The sequence below is a fragment of the Pseudomonas fluorescens genome (genome assembly GCF_902497745.1).
In the GTDB taxonomy this organism is placed as follows: Bacteria; Pseudomonadota; Gammaproteobacteria; order Pseudomonadales; family Pseudomonadaceae; genus Aquipseudomonas; species Aquipseudomonas fluorescens_BM.
The window spans coordinates 204,637-221,516 of sequence record NZ_CABVHJ010000002.1 but is presented as its reverse complement, the minus strand read 5'-3'; the positions used below and the strand labels follow the sequence as shown (position 1 = coordinate 221,516).

The window sequence follows — 16,880 nt, the reverse complement described above, 5'->3', positions numbered from 1 at the left end:
AAGTTGCAAAACGCACGCGGCACAAAGCGAACGCACGCAGTGGCGTTGATCCGGAAACTTGTAAAACTGGCACTTGCGCAAACAGTGACGATTGACTGTTTGTTTTAAAAACTGGCCGCCACGGCGTAACGTCCGCTACTGGCATGGTCGTTGGCGTAGTAATAGTCCCTGAAGGTCATGGGCGGTAAGCCGAACAAGTCCTTGAAGCGTTTATAGAAGTGCGGATAACTGACAAACCCGGTGGCCAGTGCCACATCGGTCAATGAACGATCACTTTGCACAATCAGTTGCCGCGCCCGAGTCAAACGCAGTTCCAGGTAGTAGCGATTGGGTGCGGCATTGAGATAGCGGGCAAACCGTCTTTCCAGTTGCCGGCGTGACACGCCGACCTGACTGGCGATTACGTCAATTTCCAACGGCTCCTCAATGTTTTGTTCCATCAAGTCGAGCGCGATGTTCAAAGGCTTGGGAATCGCTGAACAGCGGAGACTGTCGGCAGTCTTCGGTTGAAGGTGTCCAGACTGGTGAACCCGTTTTATTTCATCGACCAGTGCCGCATCGTTGCGCGCGCCCAGTTCCTGCATGATCGCCAGGGTCATATCCAGCGCCGAATGAGCGTTGGCGCAAGTGGCCCGGCGCTGTGTGCAAATAAACTCGCGAGTCGATACCTTCAACTGCGGGAAATATTCATGAATCAGGCCGCAGCTGTCGCTGTGACAAGCAAAGTCCCCCGCCTCGAGCAAACCGGCATCGGCCAGATAAAACGCGGCATTCCAGCAACCGGCAACAATCCCTTTGTTCGCCGACTTCTTGAGCACTCGGCGCAGCACTGGCTGCGTGGCGAGCCTCACACGCTGGCCTCCGACGACAATCACCGCATCATGACTGAAACCTTCTGCGACTAGCCTTTGCGAGGCCAGCGACACGCCGATATCGCTTTCAACCAGCCCGCCCTGCAGTGAGTAGGTCGACACCTGGTAAATCGTCTCGCCGTTGATCAGGTTTCCAGTGGCCAAGGCATCCATCGCCGTTGAAAGGGTCGTCAACGAAAAATGATCGAGCAGGATAAACGCCACCCGCACCACCCGTTCGTGGCCCGACATCACGGTGGATGGGCGAAAGCCGATGTTCTGTTGTTTCAACGGACTCTGGAACGTTTCCATCTTGCGTCACCCGCTCACCTTCACTTGAAACGACAACTCGTTGGTTTGGCGACTGGCACCGCCGACCGCCAAACCGTGGTCAAACCGATTACTTCGCTGCGGCCCGTGCATCACTCAACCAGCCGTCATAGGCTTGCTGGTTGGCCTTGATCCATTCCGCAGCATGGCGCTTGATGTCGGCCAGCGACTTTTCACCGTTCTGCATGCGCAGGTTTTGCGCACTTTCAGCGGCCGTAGGGATGCTGACTTCAGAGAGGAATTTGCGCGCCACCGGGTTCTTCTCGGCGAACTCTCTGTTCATCACGGCATTGATCGTGTCCACCGGGAAACCGAGGTTCTTGCCATCATGGAAGGTGTCCTTGCTTTCCTTGCCATCCGGCAGCGAAGTGAAAGGCACCGGCAACCAGACCACGTCACGCCCTTCCACCAACACACTGGCGATCCATTGCGGAACCCAAGTGAAAAACAGCACGGGTTTGCCTTGCTGAAGCCGCGCAATAGTGTCTGCCATCAACGCGAAGTACGAACCGCGGTTGTCGACCACGGTTGGGCCCAAGCCATAGGCTTTCATGTGGTGTTCGATCATGATCTCGCAGCCCCAACCCGGGTTGCAGCCCGTCAGGTCAGCCTTGCCGTCACCGTTGCTGTCGAAGAGTTTGGCGATTTCGGGTTTCTTCAGGTCCGACAGATCCTTGATCTGATAAGCCTCGGCGGTCTTCTTGTCGATCATGTAGCCCTGCAGTACGCCTTTCATGACTTGCCCGACTTTGACCATCACGTCATCGCCGCCGGCCTTTTCATAAAACGCTTGGTGCAGGTGTTCCCATTCATGCACGGTGAAGTCCGCGTCACCGTAAGACAGCGCGAGAAACATCGCCGGGTAGTCGACTTCTTTCGGCTGTTTGACGTCGTAGCCCAGGTCCTTGAGGCCGGCGATCACTACCTCACCGCGAAAGCGCTCTTCAGCAATGGTCGGGAAAATCGGTGTAATCGAAACGCCGGCACCGGGTTTGTTGGCATCGGCCGCGTAGACCGCCGAGCACAGCAAGGTGCCAAACACCGAAGCCACCAGGCTCGCAACCACGCTTTTCTTGAGATTTGTCAGTTTCATGTTTCACCACGCTTGGAATTTTTAATGGGGTGAGCAGGCCAACTCAATTCGTCACTGGACGTGCAACGTTCTTCTTTTTCTTCAGTTTCATGACCAGCCCCACGGGGCCGCTTTCATACCAGCGCTGCCCTGTGGCCAGATCGCTGCTGCGCTCACCCATTGCCTGGGTCAGTCGGTCAAGGAATACCGCGAGCAGCACCAGCCCAGCGCCGCCGACGCTGGCCAGGCCCATGTCGAGGCGACCGATGCCGCTCAACACCATCAAGCCGAGACCGCCCACCGAAATCATCGAGGCGACCACCACCATCGACAGCGACAACATCAATGTCTGGTTGAGCCCGGCCATCATCGTCGGCGCTGCCAAGGGCAACTGCACCTTCATCAGCATTTGCGTAGCCGTGCAACCGAACGCTCGGGCGGCTTCGACCTTGTCTGCCGGGACTTGACGAATACCGAGGTTGGTCAGCCGCACCAGTGGCGCGACGGAAAAGATGATGGTGACGATCACACCGGGGACGTTGCCGATACCAAAGAGCATCACCACCGGCACCAGGTAGACGAACGCCGGCAGTGTTTGCATCGCATCCAGCACCGGGCGAATGATCATTTCCGTGCGATCACTTCGTGCACACAGGATGCCCAGCGGTATGCCGATCACTGCGCAGAACAACAGCGAGGTCAGCACCAGGGCCAGCGTGACCATCGCATCGTTCCACACACCGATCAGTCCCAGTCCGGTGAGCGTCGCGACACTGAAGATTGCGATGCGCTTGCCGCCAATCTGCCAACTGATCAGCCCGGCGATGATGATGAACACCGTCGGCGGAACCGACAGCAGGCCCCACTGCACACCGTCCAGCACTTGATCGACCGGCCAACGGATCGAGCGAAACACTTCCCTGAAGTTATGCACCAGATATTTAAGGGCGGTTTCCACCCAGGATCCCAAAGGAATATTGAGACTTTGAAAGGGATCTAAAAAGTTGAAGTCTGACATGATGCTACCTCGCACTCAGAAACGGCATATCAATGCTGATTATTCGCAGTTCAGCTGTTACACAGGCAGCTCAGAAGATGGCCCTGCGAAATCGAACCTTTATAAAGTCCAACTTCATCCACCACCGGCATAGGCGTTGCCGAGGCAGCGACAATATGAAAGATGTCGCGAAGAGACGCTTCGGCTTTAATCGGTGTTTGCCCGCCCGGTATATAAGCGACATTGCAATCCTGCTGCGCGATATCGCCCGCTTTCAGGATGCGACTGGTGTCGAAGCCATTAAAGAAATCGCGAACATATTTATTTACCGGGTTGCACAGAAGTTCACGCGGCGTGCCGATTTGCACCACGCGCCCGCCTTCCATGATCGCAATGCGGTGCCCGATGCGAACCGCTTCTTCTATATCGTGGGAGATGAAAATGATCGTGCGATCCTGCTCGGCCTGAAGCTTGATCAGCTCGCCCTGCATCTCGCTGCGAATCATCGGATCGAGTGCCGAGAAGGCTTCGTCCATCAGCAGAATGGCGGGATCGTTGGCCAGTGCGCGGGCCAGGCCGACACGTTGTTGCATGCCGCCGGAGAGTTGGTGAGGAAAGCTGAGCTCCTGCCCCGAAAGCCCGACCTGCTCCAGTGCGCCCATCGCGCGGCAATAGCGTTCTTTTTCGCTGACACCGCTGATTTCCAGACCGAAGCTGACGTTGTCGATGACACTCATGTGCGGCATCAAAGCAAACGACTGGAAGACCATGCCCATGTCTTTGCGGCGAACCTGCAACAAATCCTTGTCGCCTAAGCCAGTGATTTCCTTGCCATTGAGAAAGATCTGCCCGGACGTCGGTTCGATCAGCCGGTTGAACAATCGGACCATGGTCGATTTGCCCGAGCCGGACAAACCCATGATGACGAAAATCTCACCACGGCGAACCGAGAAGTTGGCATCAAAAACACCAATCGCCTGACCGGTCTTTTTGAACACTTCAGCTTTTGATGCGCCTTCTTTAACCATTTTCATGGCAAGTGCTGGCTGCGTACCGAAGACTTTGAAAACATTCTTTACGCAGATGATCTCGTCGGAACTTGTCATACCTTGCCTCCTTCGCATCGTGCATCTTTCGCATTAAGCGACAGGCAAACGAGCAAAAATAATTGTAAGCGGCAGCGGTAATGAATAGATGTCTTCACGACGGGCTTCCTTTTATTATTTTTGAGGTCCCAGGAAAAAGGGATGTTTCAAATCTATTAGCATCACCCCGCTTAATCCAACTACATTTACAGGGACAATTCGATAACGTCGGGTTATCGGTTGCGACGACAGCCATTGCCGAGTGCCGCGTCAGCACCATGAGCGACCGGGTCTATCCCCACAGCGACGCTCGCGTAGCCCTCCCCGCACGGTTCCGTTACCCTCCTCGCGCTTCGTTGGGGAGCTGTATCGTTAGGAGAGTGTACGAATGAGCAAGCATGTCGACCCTGACACCATCCTGCTGAAAATGCCGTCCTTGAGGGCCGTGAAGGCATTTGTCGCCGCGGCCAAATACGAAAGCTTCACCCGTGCGGCGGAGGCATTGTGCGTTTCTCAAGCTGCCATCAGCCGGCAGATCCGTGAGCTGGAAAGCTATCTGGGCGCGCAACTGTTTACCCGGGTCGGCCGGGCGGTGGAACTGACGGCCGCCGGTGCGGTGTTCTTCGATGCCGCGCAGCTGTCCTTCGTCAACATCGCCCAGGCCGCCGAACGCATCCGCAGCAGCCAGTCGACCAAGAAGGTCCTCACCGTTTGTTGCTCGCCGGCCTTTTCCGCATTGTGGCTATCGAATCATTTGCAGGAGTTCTTCGCGCAGTGCCCGGATATCGAACTCAACCTGATCACCACGCAGAACTTTCTGACCATGGAACCCGGTGTGCAGCCGGACATCTTCATCACCAAAATTTCGCGCATCCGCGACGGTTATAGAAGTTATCCGTTGTGCCATGACGTGATTTACCCGGTGTGCACCCCGCAGTATCTGGAGAAACACCCGGAGATTGCGACGATCGAAGGCGTGCGCGATTCGGCCCTGCTCAACCTGAGTCCCTATGGCCGCTCGCAAGTCGCCGAACATGTCGACTGGGGCGTGTGGCTGGCATTTCAGGCCATCGATATCGATGATCGTCCGCCGAACAGCCCGCAAATCTTCAATGCCAACGATTACAACCTGCTCATCAGCATGGTCCTGACCCATCAGGGCATCGCGCTGGGCTGGAATCACCTGGTCACGGGATTGGTACAGCAAGGCTTGCTAGTGCGACCGATCGAGCAACAGGTGCAATTGCGCAATAGCTGGCACTACTTGAGTTGTCGCGAAAGCTCCGAGAACGAAGATGAACTGCGGCGTTTTCGCGAATGGATTCTGGCGAAGTTTCCCCGCCGTTAATTCAGTCCGCACAGGCGTCGGCTGATTTGGTTATCAATAGCCCGCCGAAAATGTTGCTAGAGCGGCACCCTCCCCCTGGCTCATTGTTGAGCTGCGCCGGCCATGATCGGTTCGGCTCAACTCACAGGAAGGGATTGTTGAATGTCACTCTTCGAATTCTGTCGCGACTTTGATTTCCTCGATGCCCCGCTCAAGACCCGCGCAATCGTGCAGGACAGTCTGCTGGACATCGTCGGCGTCATGGCCGGTGCGGCCAGCAATGACACCAGCAGCGCGATGCGGCGTTTCGCTGAACAGCATTACCCGGTGGGCGCCTATAGCAGTCGTCTGATCTTTGCCGGGCAGCGTGTCAATGTGCTCGGTGCAGCCTGGGCCGGCGGGTTCAGCGCTGACAGCCTCGACGCCCACGAAGGCCACTTCAAATCCAAGGGCCACGCCGGTGCCACCGTTGTTCCCGCCATGCTTGCCCTGGCCGATGCGCTGCATCATCAAGGCCAGTCGATCAGCGGTCATGAGCTACTGACCGTCCTGTGCATCGGATATGAAACGGCACTGCGGGCAGGTTCGGCCTTGATGGCGACCTCGCCGACTTATCACGCATCGGGTGGTTTTTCCGCGCTGGGCGTTGTCTGCGCCGGCGCGCGCATGCTGGGCTTCGATGAACCGACCTTTTGCCACGCCTTGGGCATCGCCGAATACTTCAGTGCACGCTGTCCGATGATGCGCGTGGTGCAAGCGCCGACCATGCTGCGCGATGCCCACGGTGCAGGCGCATTTGCGGGATTGAATGCGCTGCTCATGGCCCGGGAAGGCATCACCGGTGCACCGGCAGAAACGGTTGAAGACATCACCGTCGCCGAATACTGGAGCGACATCGGTACCCGCTGGGAGATCGACAGTCAGTACTTCAAACCCTGGCCGGTCTGCCGCTGGGCGCAACCGGCACTGACCGCCATGCTCGAACTGCAGCGGGAAAATCCTCAACTCCATGCCGACTCGATTGAAACCGTTCGCGTGGAAACGTTCTACGAATCGATGTGTTTGCAGGGGCATACGCCGAGTGACGCCGATGAGGCGCAGTACGCCCTCGCCTTTCCGCTGGCTGCACTGATTGTCCGGGGCAAGGTCGGTCCGGAAGAAGTCACCGGGGCGGCGATTTTTGCCGAAGATATTCTGGCACTGAGCCGCCGTATCGAAGTCGTCGAAGCCGCCGATATCTCGGCCCGGTTCCCCGACGAAATCCTCTCCAGATTGACCATCACCCTGAAGAACGGCGGCGTGCTGGTGAGTCCGGTCACCGCCGCGCGTGGCGATCCCGAAACGGCCCTTAGCGCTGAGGAGCTGAGTCAGAAATTTGATCTGTTCGCCAGTGGTCTAGGTGTAGAGCGCAGCGCCACGGTGAAAACAGCGATCAAGCACATTGCTCAATCCAGTTGCGCCATTACTGCTCTTGCGCCGATTTTTCACGCCGTTCCGGCACACCAGTCAAAACCCATCGATAACGCCAACGCATGAATTGCCCACAGCAAATGTCGTTTGTGATCGCTGTCCTGCGCCCTATAGGCTGAGGGCTATGTCGCCCCTGGGAGGATAATAATGAATAAAGAAAGCGTTTTTGACCTGATCGCACAGCGCAAACCCTGGCATTCGCTGCCGGGCGCTCTTTACAGCAATGAGAGCGTTTACCGCCAGGATCTTGAGCAGATCTGGCACAAGGACTGGATTTTCGCCGGCCACACCTTCGAGATCACCAAACCGGGGCAGTATTTCACTCTGCAGATCGGCGACTATCCCGTTGCAGTGGTACGCGGCAAAGACGGCGAGGTCCGGGCGTTCCATAATGCCTGCCGTCACCGTGGCGCAAAAATCTGCGAGGCCGATCACGGCAAAGTGGCGAAGATGGTTTGCCCGTATCACAAGTGGACGTACGAGCTGGATGGCAACCTGTTGTTCGCCGGCAACATGGGCCAGGATTTCGACAAATCCCAATACAGTCTGAAAAGCGTTCACTGCGAGATCGTCGATACCTACATTTATGTCTGCGTGGCCGCCAAGGCCCCGGACTTCGAGGGTTTCCGCAAAGCCGTCAGTCCTTTCATCGCGCCGCACTATCTTGAAAACTGCAAAGTGGCGTTCGAGTCGAACATCATCGAGAAAGGCAACTGGAAACTGGTCTTCGAAAACAATCGCGAGTGCTACCACTGCGACGGCTCACACCCGGAGCTGCTGCACTCGTTCGTCGATAACCTGTCGGTGGGTGGCGTCAGTGGCGAAGATGATCCCGAACTCTCGGCTTACTGGTCCAAGTGCGAGAGCGCCGGGTTGCCAAGCCGTTTGGTGATGGATATCAACGGCCAGTTCCGCATGACCCGTATTCCGCTGTCATCCGGTGCCGTCAGCTACACCATGGATGGCAAACCGGCCGTTGCCGGTCGCCTGGACAAGACAGCTGAAGCGGACATCGGCGCGCTGTTGTACTTCCACTACCCGTCCACCTGGAATCACTTCCTCGGTGACCACGCGTTGAGCTTCCGGGTGCTGCCGATCAGCGCCACTGAAACCCTGGTCACCACCAAATGGCTGGTACCTGACAGCGCAGTGGAAGGCGTGGATTACGATCTCGAACGCCTGACCAAAGTCTGGATTGCCACCAACGATCAGGACCGCACGCTGGTCGAAGGCACCCAGCGCGGCGTGACCTCGCCTTCGTACGAGCCGGGTCCTTATTCGGAAACCGCCGAGACCGGCGTTTGTCAGTTCGATGACTGGTACTGCGCGACCATGATGGATCGGCTCAAAGGCCCCATCCCTTTGAAGTCTGTTGGCTGATCCGTTCTCCTCACCAGTTCCATCCCTCTTCCCTTCAGCATCCCGACGGATGCTGGAAGGGACTCTTTTGTCTCGAAAAGCTGTTGTTCCGGTTCGTCGCCAAAAAAGCCGGGAGACACCGATAAGGATGTCCGCCTCAATGAACTCCTCGACGTCATCCCTGCCGGCTTATGCAAACCACGGCGAACGCGTGTCGACGCGCATTGTATTTTTGATCACCGGCATTGTGATGTCGGCCTGGGCGCCGCTCGTGCCGTTAGTCAAAGCCCGTACCGGACTGGACGACGGCGGACTGGGCCTGTTGTTGCTGGGATTTGGTATCGGCTCGATCGTCGCTATGCCGTTTGCCGGTTACCTGACCGCACGTTTTGGCTGCCGCCCGGTGATCATCTGCTCAACTGTCGCGTTGTGCGCAGTGCTGCCAATTCTGAGCCATCTCGCCTGGCTGCCGGGCCTGACCCTTGCGGTGCTGGGATTCGGCGCCAGCATGGGCATGCTCGATTGCGCGATCAATATTCAGTCCATCATTGTTGAAAAGAACAGCGGCGAAACCCTGCAATCCGGTTTCCACGGGCTCTACAGTGTCGGCGGTATCGCCGGGGCCGGGGCCATGACGGCGATGCTCAGCCTGGGACTGGATCCGCTGTTGTCGGTGCTGTGTCTGGTGGCGATCATCCTCGCCGCGCTGTACAAGGCTGCGCCAGATTTACTGACCTATGGCACGGAAAGAGACGGCCCGTTGTTGGCGATTCCACGAGGGATCGTGCTGCTGTTGGGCAGCCTGTGCTTCATTGTTTTCCTGACGGAAGGCGCCATGCTCGACTGGAGCGCGGTTTTCCTCGCCTCGCAACGCGCAATGGAACCGAGCTACGCAGGCTTGGGTTATGCGAGCTTCGCGGCGGCGATGACGCTCGGACGCCTGACCGGAGATGCCATCGTCAGCCGACTGGGTGGCGTTCGCGTGGTGGCGCTGGGCGGGATCTGCGCGGCGGCCGGCATGTTGGTTTCGCTGGTGTTCGAGAGTTGGCAGGCGTCCTTGCTGGGTTATGCCTTGGTCGGCATCGGGTGCTCGAACATTGTCCCGGTGCTGTTTACCGCGGCGGGTCGACAACAGCGCATGCCCCAGCGCACCGCGATTCCGGCAATCATCTCTATGGGCTACGCTGGCATTCTCATGGGCCCGGCGTTTATCGGCATGGTTGCCCACCTCAGTACGCTGGTCATCGCATTGGGTGGTTTGGTATTTCTGCTGTTGTTCGTCAGCTACGCCGCAAGATTTTTGAAGACATAACGCACTGGCAGCATTGATGGAAACGAGGATTGGCATCTTCAGTGAGGGTTATCGCCCACACTGACCTTGATCGGTGTTGTCTGGGGTACGTCGCGCTGCCGGGTCGCATGCCAACACAGTTTGGCGGAATCTGTTCCAGGCTGAGGTACCACTTCAACCACAGCACCACGGACGTCAATACGAAAAACAGCACCACCAGATTCTGCCCGCCGGCATAGCGACGGGTGACATTGCAATAAAGCGCAAAGGTAATCGCACAGGCCAGGGCCAGGCTGTAGCTCAACGGGTTGGACTGAACATTGCGCACAATTCCCGGCAGCGATAAACCCTCGCCACTGACCACCCACAAGATGCCGAAAATCGCCAACGCAGAGCCTGGAATGATGAACCAGCGGGTTTTCTGCCCGTTCATGACGATCGCCAGCACCACGGTCAGGCACGGCCACAGATAATTGACCACGCCCAGTTCGATGGCTTGATGCCGATCACTGGCGAAACCCAATGCCAACGACAGGCACACCTCATAAGCGACGAACAATGCGCTGCCCAGCACCAGATAGAGCCTGGATGTCGAACGAATCCGCGGGCGGCCGAGGAACACCAGCAAGAGCATGGCGCCCAGCGAATAGATCAACGCAGCGCCCCCTAGCGCACCGAAGTGCTCGCTGACGCCTCTGATCAGTCCGGCGGCGGTACTCCACAAAACGATCGCCACCAAACCACACGCCGTGGCGGTCCGCTCACCTTTGATCAGCATCATGACTCCTGGCACAAAATGGCAAACCGACCGCACAGGCTAACCAGCGCAAGAGGATCAATAAAGGAACATTTTTGCCCTGCAAAGGATGAGCTGTCGTTATGACTCAGCCTTGATTGACCTGCGTCCAACTGTCGCAGCAAACAGCCATTGGAAAATTCCGTACAAGCCTTAGAATCCGCGCGCTCTTGCAGTCGCCGGATCTGGTGACCGAAACGTATCCAACCGCCCTGCCCGTCTGGCGGGCGCCTGCACCACACACCCCGGCTTGGCAATCGCATGCGCAGAGGCGCACGTTGCGCTGTTCGTCCTATAGAGGTTTTTATGTCTCCGCGTTTGCTGGCCATGGCGCTGGCGCCCCTGCTCGGGCTGTTCATTGTTGCGCTGGGCAACGGTTTCATGTCGTCGCTGACCACCCTTCGCCTGGACGCTGCCGGTGCCTCGACTACGATGATCGGTATCGTTTCATCGGCCTACTTCATCGGCCTGACCCTAGGTGCCGTGTTCAATGACCGTTTGATTCTGCGCATCGGTCATATCCGCGCCTACGGCAGCTTTGCTTCGCTGATCGCCGTGACCATCCTGCTGCAGGGCTTGTTCTATGACACTTGGGGTTGGTTCGCCCTGCGCCTGATCAACGGCTGGGCCACGGTCGGTGTGTTTCTGGTGATCGAAAGCTGGCTGCTGTTGGCGGGCGACGCGAAGATTCGCGGGCGCTTGCTCGCGTTGTACATGATCGTCTTGTACGGCGCCGGTGTGCTGGGTCAGGCAACGTTGGGGAAAATCACCGGGTTGAGCGACAGCGCACCGTTTATGGTCGCCGGCATGCTTGCCGCGTTTTCGGTGCTGCCGATCGTGATCCTGCCGCGCGTGTCGCCATTGCTCGATCAGGTGGAACCGCTCAAACCACGGCAACTGCTGGGCGTGACGCCGACTGGGCTGGTCGGCTGTTTCGGCTCGGGTGTGACCATCGCGGCGATCTACACCTTGCTGCCGCTGTACTTGCAGCGCAGCGGTCTGAATGTCGGTGAAGTCGGCAGCATGATGGCCTGGACGATTCTTGGCGCGATGCTCCTGCAATACCCGGTCGGGCGTTGGTCCGATCGCAAGGATCGTTTGCAGGTACTGACGATTCTGACAGTGGCGTGCACGGTGTTGTCGCTGCTGATCGTCCTGCTGCCGTTGTCCGCGACAATGCTCGCGGTGATGTTGTTTCTGCTCGGTGGCGGTGTATTCGCGCTGTACCCGGTTGCCGTCAGCCATGCTGCTGACCGTGCGCCTGCCGAAGCGTTGGTGCCGATGATTCAGGGCTTGCTGCTGATCAACTCGCTGGGCTCGGCGATCAGTCCGATGATGATCTCGCCAGTGATGAACTCGTTCGGCGCCAATGGTCTGTTCTGGGTATTTGCGCTGGTCAATCTGTGCATGGTCACCTTCTTCCTGTGGCGCCGTGGCAAACGCCCGGTTCCGGCCAATCCCGCGCCTTTTGCGGCGGCAGCCACGTTCTCGCCGACTGGGGCGGAATTGCGGGTGACTGAAGATCTGCGTCAGGCGGTGCAGGAGCATCCGCCGATGGTGGATGCACTGAGCGGCGAGCCTTCGCCGCAGTGTGAGACGCGCTGAGGGTTGCGCCAGTCTGCGTCAAGCGCAGGCTGGCTCGCACCACTATTCAGGTTCGTGGGTGATGTCCACGAGCGGAATCGGCTCGATCGCCCAAGCGCGAATCTGACGACGCTCAGGGCTGGGTATCGCGCAAGCCTTGCGTCCGGTGAACGTTCGCGCAAGACGCTCTTCATCAATGCGCCAACCGCGCAACTCCAGTGCCTGCACATCTTTGCGAAAAGCAATCTGCAGCGCATCGGATTTCAACGAAACCTCCTGCTGAAAAGAGTCCGGCACACGTTCGGGCCGGACGTTTTTCAGCACGGCATGATCCTGTTCGAAGATACGGATATTGCTCGCAATGAATCGGCGATCCAGCAGTCGCGAGCGCAGGAACGTTCTGCCCATCATCCACCAGGTACGCGTGCGATTGGCGTCAATCGGGACATGCGCCGAGACGATGTAGATCCGCCAGCCGTTGGGCAACTCAAGCTCAAGCGTTGTACACGGACCCGACAGATGAAACCCCGGAACAGTGGCAACGCTGACAAACTCGGTGGAAGATTTACGCCGCAGCAACCCTTTGCGTGCCGGCCTGCGCATAAGCATTTGGGCGCTGCCGCTCCACGCATCACTGTCGACCTCGAATGATTCAATCTCGGGATGATCCGGATCGCCGAAGGTTGAACCATGGACAAACGGTGCGTGCGCGAAGTCCAGGCCATTTTCGATAATCCGGTCCCAACTGGCCTGCCAGTCAAAGTGTCCCGAGACCACGCGGATGGCGGGATCGTCCATCCAGTCGAGCGTGGGCAAGGGTGGACGCTCAGACTCCGGCAGATCACCTAAAAACGCCCAGATCCAGCCGTAGCGCTCCAGCGTCGGGTACGCATCGACTCGCGCCTTGGCGGGAATCCGCAGGTCGGGCTGCGCCGGTATTTGCGTACAGACGCCATCAGCGCCAAACCGCCAGCCGTGATAGGGGCACTGCACGCTGTTGCCCACTTTGCTGCCGGCGGATAGTGAGCCGCCGCGATGCACGCAAATATCCGACAGCACATGAGCGACACCCGCGTCATCGCGGAACGCTACGAAAGGCTGTCCGAGCAATTGAACCGGCATCAATCCATCAGTCAACTGTGACGATGGGAGAACGACATACCAGAGGTTTGTGAGCATGGGTGGCGTGTGATCCGTCAGTACGGTTAGCTCAGATCAGAGCAACCTGAAATTCAAATTCAACCAGCGCCTGTGCATCGACAATCAGCCAAGCACTTTATAGATCTCTGCAACTACCTGAGTCGTTGCGGCTTCGATGGTTCCTTCGTTACGGCACAACACCCAGCCGTGATCGGCAGCCGCCTGCTCGAACATCTCGCTACACACGACGTGCTCGGCGTGTTTCTGGATCACCGTGCCGCCCAGTCCACGCGATCGTGCAGTTGCCCTCGCCCATGAAATATCCGGCGCAGTGACGACGCCGACATGCAGATCCGGCACGCGCACGCCTCGCTCGATGTTCAACTGCAGAATCTCGGCAAACGGCACGCTATGGCGAAATGCTGCATCCGACGGATACCAGCGATCGATCAGGATGATGCAGTTCAATGGCTGTTTGGGCAGCACCCGCTCAGAAATCCAGCGACGGCTATCCGCAAGGCGCTGACACACCGCCCACTCCAGATCCCGCGAGGGATGCCTGGCGAGTTGGTTGACCAGGGCCATGGTTTCACCTCTGTAGGGATCGCTTTTTCTCTCGCACAGCCGAATGACTTTATGCTGGTCTGCCCGCAGTGCGGCGGTCACAGCCTCCAGCAGTGTGGTTTTGCCGGTGCCCTTGGGCCCATCCAGAGAAATAAACAACGGCAGCTTCATGGTTCACGCAACGATCGAGACATTGCTGAGCACTCTAACCTCATTTGCGCAAATCAATGAGCTGTTCCCTGCCCTTTGCCTACACTTGCTTGCCAAAGACGTTTACCTCTCTGCCGAAGGAGTCACCATGTCCAAGCTCTATCCGAGCATCGATCCCGAGGGATTGGTCGAGTACTCAGTGGTTTACACCGACCGCTCGCTGAACCACATGTCGCAGTCCTTTCAAGGCGTGATGAGGAACATTTCCACGACCCTGAAACAGGTCTACAACGCCGAAGCGGTGGCGGTGGTTCCGGGCAGCGGCACCTTCGGCATGGAAGCGGTGGCGCGGCAGTTCGCTACCGGACAACAGTGTCTGGTGATACGCAACGGCTGGTTCAGTTATCGCTGGAGCCAGATCCTTGATATGGGCAATATTCCGGCGGCCACCACGGTGCTCAAAGCCCGGCCAGTCGAGACGGGTCGCCAGGCAGCCTACGCCCCGCCGCCACTGGACGAAGTGCTGGCAGCCATTGCCGCGCAGAAGCCGAAAGTGGTCTTCGCCCCTCACGTTGAAACTTCATCCGGGATCCTCTTGCCCGACGAGTACCTGCGAGCCGTTGGCGACGCCGTGCATGCGGTGGGTGGTCTGTTTGTGCTGGACTGCATCGCCTCCGGCACCATTTGGGTGGATATGCACAAATGCGCCGTCGACCTGCTGATCAGCGCACCACAGAAAGGCTGGAGCGCCTCCCCTTGCTGCGCGCTGGTGATGTTCAGTGCTCTGGCACTTGAGCGCATCGAACAGACGCAAAGCAGCAGCTTCGCCTGCGACCTGAAAAAGTGGCTGCAGATCATGCAGGCCTACGAACAGGGCGGACATGCCTATCACGCAACCATGCCAAGCGATTCCCTCGCGCGGTTCAATGACGTCATGAAAGAGACGCAAGCCTACGGGTTCGACAGGGTTCGCGATGAACAACAGGCGCTGGGCGATCGGGTGCGCGCCCTGTTGACCGGCAGAGGTTTCAAAAGCGTCGCCGCAGCCGGCTTTCAAGCCCCGGGCGTGGTGGTGAGCTACACCGATGATGCGGATATCAAGAACGGCAAGAAATTTGCCCAGCACGGCCTGCAGATCGCTGCCGGCGTGCCGCTGCAATGCGACGAGCCGGCCGACTTCCAGACCTTTCGCCTCGGGCTGTTCGGGCTGGAGAAGCTGCAGAATATCGAGCGCACGGTCAGCCTGCTTGAGCAGGCGCTGGATGAGGTGATGGTTGACTAAAGTCCCATATCGCTCCTAACGCTTGAACTCCAGAAGGGCATTCCCGACGTGTGCCCTTCTTCCAGCAAGGCGGTTCATCATTCTGTTCAGTGGTCTGTCGACTATTTGGCCCCGGGACCAATCAGCGAGCTTTCAATCTGCACGCCGGGCATCATTTGCTGCAAACCAGCGATCAGCTTGTCCCCTGCTTCAGTCAAGGCCTCAAGAGGCATCGCTGGCAAACTCTCCAGAATGAACCACATGTTCTGCGCATCGGCACCGAGACGGGTTCTGACGCCTTGCCGCCAATTCCAGCGGCGGCAGGTCACGCCTTTGTCATCGCGCCAGACCACTTCGCCGGCATCCGGATACTCGACAGCAGGAACGCCCTCTTTCATCGTGTCAAACGGCTCGGTGCCATCGGCGACAACAAGCTGCGGTGAGCCTGCATAGGCGTCTATGTTTTCCCCGCCCACCGGAATGGCGTACTCGATGCTGATGGCGTTGTAGAGATCGACGATGGTATCGAGGCTCGGCAAGGTCCCGTCACGTAAAACCCTTTTACGCAACGCTTCGGCTGAACAAGGCGTGCGCTGCGGCTTGGCCCCGAACTTTCTGAAGGCGTCGGCCCAGGCGGCAAGGTGAGCGTCTCCCCAGCTTGGACCACCCGCCTGCACAGCCTTGCAAGCATGATCCAGGGCGGCCCGGGCAACTTCAGGACGGGTGAGTGGTGCAGCTTCCACCACAATGCTCAGGGCCCGGAACTCCGGCGCCAGTTCTGCAACGGCTGGATCGATCAACGGCAGTACGGACAGCATCAAAAACCTCCAGGATTCAAATGGTGTTTCATGCTATCTATCGATGACCGATTTAGTCAATATAATGACCGCCATGTTCCGCTTCAGTGGGTGAGTCGATTGACGCCACGATCGTTAAGGGCCGAAAATTCCAGCACTTTTTTCATGAACCTGATCAATGACCATGAATACCAGCTTGTCGACTACCCCGGGTGCTGATGCTCAAGCCGTCAGCCTGGCCGTCGCACGCACACTCAAACAAGCCCGCAAGGCACAGAAAATCACGCTGGACGAGCTTTCTCGGCGCTCAGGCGTGAGCAAAGGAATGGTCGTCGAAATAGAAAAATGCACCGCGAATCCCAGTATCGGCATTCTTTGCAAAATCGCCGCCGCGCTGGGCCTGTCGGTTGCCGACATCGTCAATGTGACCGAGGCACCCTCTGCCCATATCATCGAAAGCCAGGATATCCCCACGCTCTGGACCGGTGACCTTGGAGGCACCGCGCGACTTCTTGCAGGAACGTCCGGCCCGAACATGATCGAGTTATGGCGCTGGGAAATGCATCCAGGTGAATCGTTCGCTTCACCGGGGCACCCTCAAGGCACGCTTGAACTGTTCCATGTAGAGAAAGGCACGTTGAAATGCATGATCGGGGAAACAGAGCTGATCATTCCTGCCGGGAGTTCGGCAGTGGCGAAAACCGATGTGCCTCACTCCTATTCCAACGCGGGCAGATCCAGGTTGGTGTTCACCATGTCCGTGACCGAGATACATCAGTAGATACCCGACATTCGGGCACAGGCTT

General features: G+C 58.0%; 15 protein-coding genes. 7 read left to right on the top strand and 8 right to left on the bottom strand.

Annotated elements, in window-relative coordinates; genetic code table 11:
• Nucleotides 1-104 precede the first annotated feature (104 nt).
• The 4 genes from F8N44_RS03700 to F8N44_RS03685 form a co-directional block, all read right to left on the bottom strand.
• Entirely contained in the window at nucleotides 105-1,163 is a 1,059-nt protein-coding gene (locus F8N44_RS03700) for a GlxA family transcriptional regulator (protein WP_150649353.1), read from the bottom strand.
• 88 nt (nucleotides 1,164-1,251) lie between these two features.
• Nucleotides 1,252-2,274 carry a glycine betaine/L-proline ABC transporter substrate-binding protein ProX gene (gene proX / locus F8N44_RS03695; RefSeq protein WP_191630851.1) on the bottom strand — a complete coding sequence of 341 codons (1,023 nt, stop codon included), beginning with the start codon at nucleotides 2,272-2,274 and terminating at the stop codon, nucleotides 1,252-1,254.
• A gap of 43 nt (nucleotides 2,275-2,317) precedes the next feature.
• Nucleotides 2,318-3,271 (bottom strand): glycine betaine/L-proline ABC transporter permease ProW, encoded by a 954-nt coding sequence (gene proW, locus F8N44_RS03690; protein ID WP_034154053.1) that lies wholly within the window; start codon nucleotides 3,269-3,271, stop codon nucleotides 2,318-2,320.
• 50 nt (nucleotides 3,272-3,321) lie between these two features.
• Nucleotides 3,322-4,356, bottom strand: a complete 1,035-nt coding sequence (locus F8N44_RS03685; RefSeq protein ID WP_137217037.1) for a quaternary amine ABC transporter ATP-binding protein — start codon at nucleotides 4,354-4,356, stop codon at nucleotides 3,322-3,324.
• A 367-nt stretch (nucleotides 4,357-4,723) separates the two neighbouring features.
• Between F8N44_RS03685 and F8N44_RS03680 the strand changes: the two genes are divergently transcribed.
• The 4 genes from F8N44_RS03680 to F8N44_RS03665 all read left to right on the top strand — a co-directional run bounded on the left by F8N44_RS03680 (nucleotide 4,724) and on the right by F8N44_RS03665 (nucleotide 9,803).
• A complete protein-coding gene (locus F8N44_RS03680) occupies nucleotides 4,724-5,683 on the top strand; it encodes a LysR family transcriptional regulator (RefSeq protein WP_034154055.1) in 960 nt (319 codons plus the stop codon).
• 141 nt (nucleotides 5,684-5,824) lie between these two features.
• Entirely contained in the window at nucleotides 5,825-7,198 is a 1,374-nt protein-coding gene (locus F8N44_RS03675; RefSeq protein ID WP_150649352.1) for an MmgE/PrpD family protein, read from the top strand.
• 78 nt (nucleotides 7,199-7,276) lie between these two features.
• On the top strand, nucleotides 7,277-8,512 hold the full coding sequence (locus F8N44_RS03670; protein ID WP_191630856.1) for an aromatic ring-hydroxylating oxygenase subunit alpha: 1,236 nt from the start codon (nucleotides 7,277-7,279) through the stop codon (nucleotides 8,510-8,512).
• Nucleotides 8,513-8,651: 139 nt separating this feature from the next.
• Nucleotides 8,652-9,803, top strand: coding sequence for an MFS transporter (locus F8N44_RS03665; protein ID WP_150649350.1), 1,152 nt, complete (start codon nucleotides 8,652-8,654; stop codon nucleotides 9,801-9,803).
• Here F8N44_RS03665 and yddG read toward each other — a convergent pair.
• Nucleotides 9,772-10,560: an aromatic amino acid DMT transporter YddG gene (gene yddG, locus F8N44_RS03660; protein ID WP_224794730.1), complete on the bottom strand. Its 789-nt coding sequence runs from the start codon at nucleotides 10,558-10,560 to the stop codon at nucleotides 9,772-9,774. The two genes, F8N44_RS03665 and yddG, sit on opposite strands and share 32 nt — an antisense overlap.
• Before the next feature lie 324 nt (nucleotides 10,561-10,884).
• On the opposite strand from yddG, the gene F8N44_RS03655 reads away from it, so the two are divergent.
• On the top strand, nucleotides 10,885-12,183 hold the full coding sequence (locus F8N44_RS03655; RefSeq protein WP_150649349.1) for an MFS transporter: 1,299 nt from the start codon (nucleotides 10,885-10,887) through the stop codon (nucleotides 12,181-12,183).
• Nucleotides 12,184-12,225: 42 nt separating this feature from the next.
• Here the strand turns inward: F8N44_RS03655 and F8N44_RS03650 are convergent, their stop codons facing one another.
• Complete coding sequence (locus F8N44_RS03650) at nucleotides 12,226-13,341, bottom strand: aromatic ring-hydroxylating oxygenase subunit alpha (RefSeq protein WP_150649348.1); 1,116 nt, start codon at nucleotides 13,339-13,341, stop codon at nucleotides 12,226-12,228.
• An 84-nt stretch (nucleotides 13,342-13,425) separates the two neighbouring features.
• On the bottom strand, nucleotides 13,426-14,037 hold the full coding sequence (locus tag F8N44_RS03645) for a dTMP kinase (RefSeq protein WP_150649347.1): 612 nt from the start codon (nucleotides 14,035-14,037) through the stop codon (nucleotides 13,426-13,428).
• A 127-nt stretch (nucleotides 14,038-14,164) separates the two neighbouring features.
• Here F8N44_RS03645 and F8N44_RS03640 point away from each other — a divergent pair, with 127 nt between their 5' ends.
• Nucleotides 14,165-15,298, top strand: coding sequence for an aminotransferase class V-fold PLP-dependent enzyme (locus tag F8N44_RS03640; RefSeq protein ID WP_150649346.1), 1,134 nt, complete (start codon nucleotides 14,165-14,167; stop codon nucleotides 15,296-15,298).
• 101 nt (nucleotides 15,299-15,399) lie between these two features.
• Here F8N44_RS03640 and F8N44_RS03635 read toward each other — a convergent pair whose 3' ends face one another.
• On the bottom strand, nucleotides 15,400-16,095 hold the full coding sequence (locus F8N44_RS03635) for a B3/4 domain-containing protein (protein WP_150649345.1): 696 nt from the start codon (nucleotides 16,093-16,095) through the stop codon (nucleotides 15,400-15,402).
• Between the two features lie 157 nt (nucleotides 16,096-16,252).
• Here F8N44_RS03635 and F8N44_RS03630 point away from each other — a divergent pair, with 157 nt between their 5' ends.
• Nucleotides 16,253-16,855, top strand: a complete 603-nt coding sequence (locus F8N44_RS03630) for a helix-turn-helix domain-containing protein (RefSeq protein ID WP_127927623.1) — start codon at nucleotides 16,253-16,255, stop codon at nucleotides 16,853-16,855.
• Nucleotides 16,856-16,880: the final 25 nt, after the last annotated feature.

What these genes read in the sequence shown, in the direction of transcription:
- F8N44_RS03640 (WP_150649346.1), top strand. Translation starts at nt 14,165, where the DNA reads ATGTCCAAGCTCTATCCGAGCATCGATCCCGAGGGATTGGTCGAGTAC.
- proW (WP_034154053.1), bottom strand. Translation starts at nt 3,271, where the DNA reads ATGTCAGACTTCAACTTTTTAGATCCCTTTCAAAGTCTCAATATTCCT.
- F8N44_RS03645 (WP_150649347.1), bottom strand. Translation starts at nt 14,037, where the DNA reads ATGAAGCTGCCGTTGTTTATTTCTCTGGATGGGCCCAAGGGCACCGGC.
- proX (WP_191630851.1), bottom strand. Translation starts at nt 2,274, where the DNA reads ATGAAACTGACAAATCTCAAGAAAAGCGTGGTTGCGAGCCTGGTGGCT.
- F8N44_RS03685 (WP_137217037.1), bottom strand. Translation starts at nt 4,356, where the DNA reads ATGACAAGTTCCGACGAGATCATCTGCGTAAAGAATGTTTTCAAAGTC.
- F8N44_RS03630 (WP_127927623.1), top strand. Translation starts at nt 16,253, where the DNA reads ATGACCATGAATACCAGCTTGTCGACTACCCCGGGTGCTGATGCTCAA.
- F8N44_RS03650 (WP_150649348.1), bottom strand. Translation starts at nt 13,341, where the DNA reads ATGCTCACAAACCTCTGGTATGTCGTTCTCCCATCGTCACAGTTGACT.
- F8N44_RS03655 (WP_150649349.1), top strand. Translation starts at nt 10,885, where the DNA reads ATGTCTCCGCGTTTGCTGGCCATGGCGCTGGCGCCCCTGCTCGGGCTG.
- F8N44_RS03635 (WP_150649345.1), bottom strand. Translation starts at nt 16,095, where the DNA reads ATGCTGTCCGTACTGCCGTTGATCGATCCAGCCGTTGCAGAACTGGCG.
- F8N44_RS03700 (WP_150649353.1), bottom strand. Translation starts at nt 1,163, where the DNA reads ATGGAAACGTTCCAGAGTCCGTTGAAACAACAGAACATCGGCTTTCGC.
- yddG (WP_224794730.1), bottom strand. Translation starts at nt 10,560, where the DNA reads ATGCTGATCAAAGGTGAGCGGACCGCCACGGCGTGTGGTTTGGTGGCG.
- F8N44_RS03680 (WP_034154055.1), top strand. Translation starts at nt 4,724, where the DNA reads ATGAGCAAGCATGTCGACCCTGACACCATCCTGCTGAAAATGCCGTCC.
- F8N44_RS03665 (WP_150649350.1), top strand. Translation starts at nt 8,652, where the DNA reads ATGAACTCCTCGACGTCATCCCTGCCGGCTTATGCAAACCACGGCGAA.
- F8N44_RS03675 (WP_150649352.1), top strand. Translation starts at nt 5,825, where the DNA reads ATGTCACTCTTCGAATTCTGTCGCGACTTTGATTTCCTCGATGCCCCG.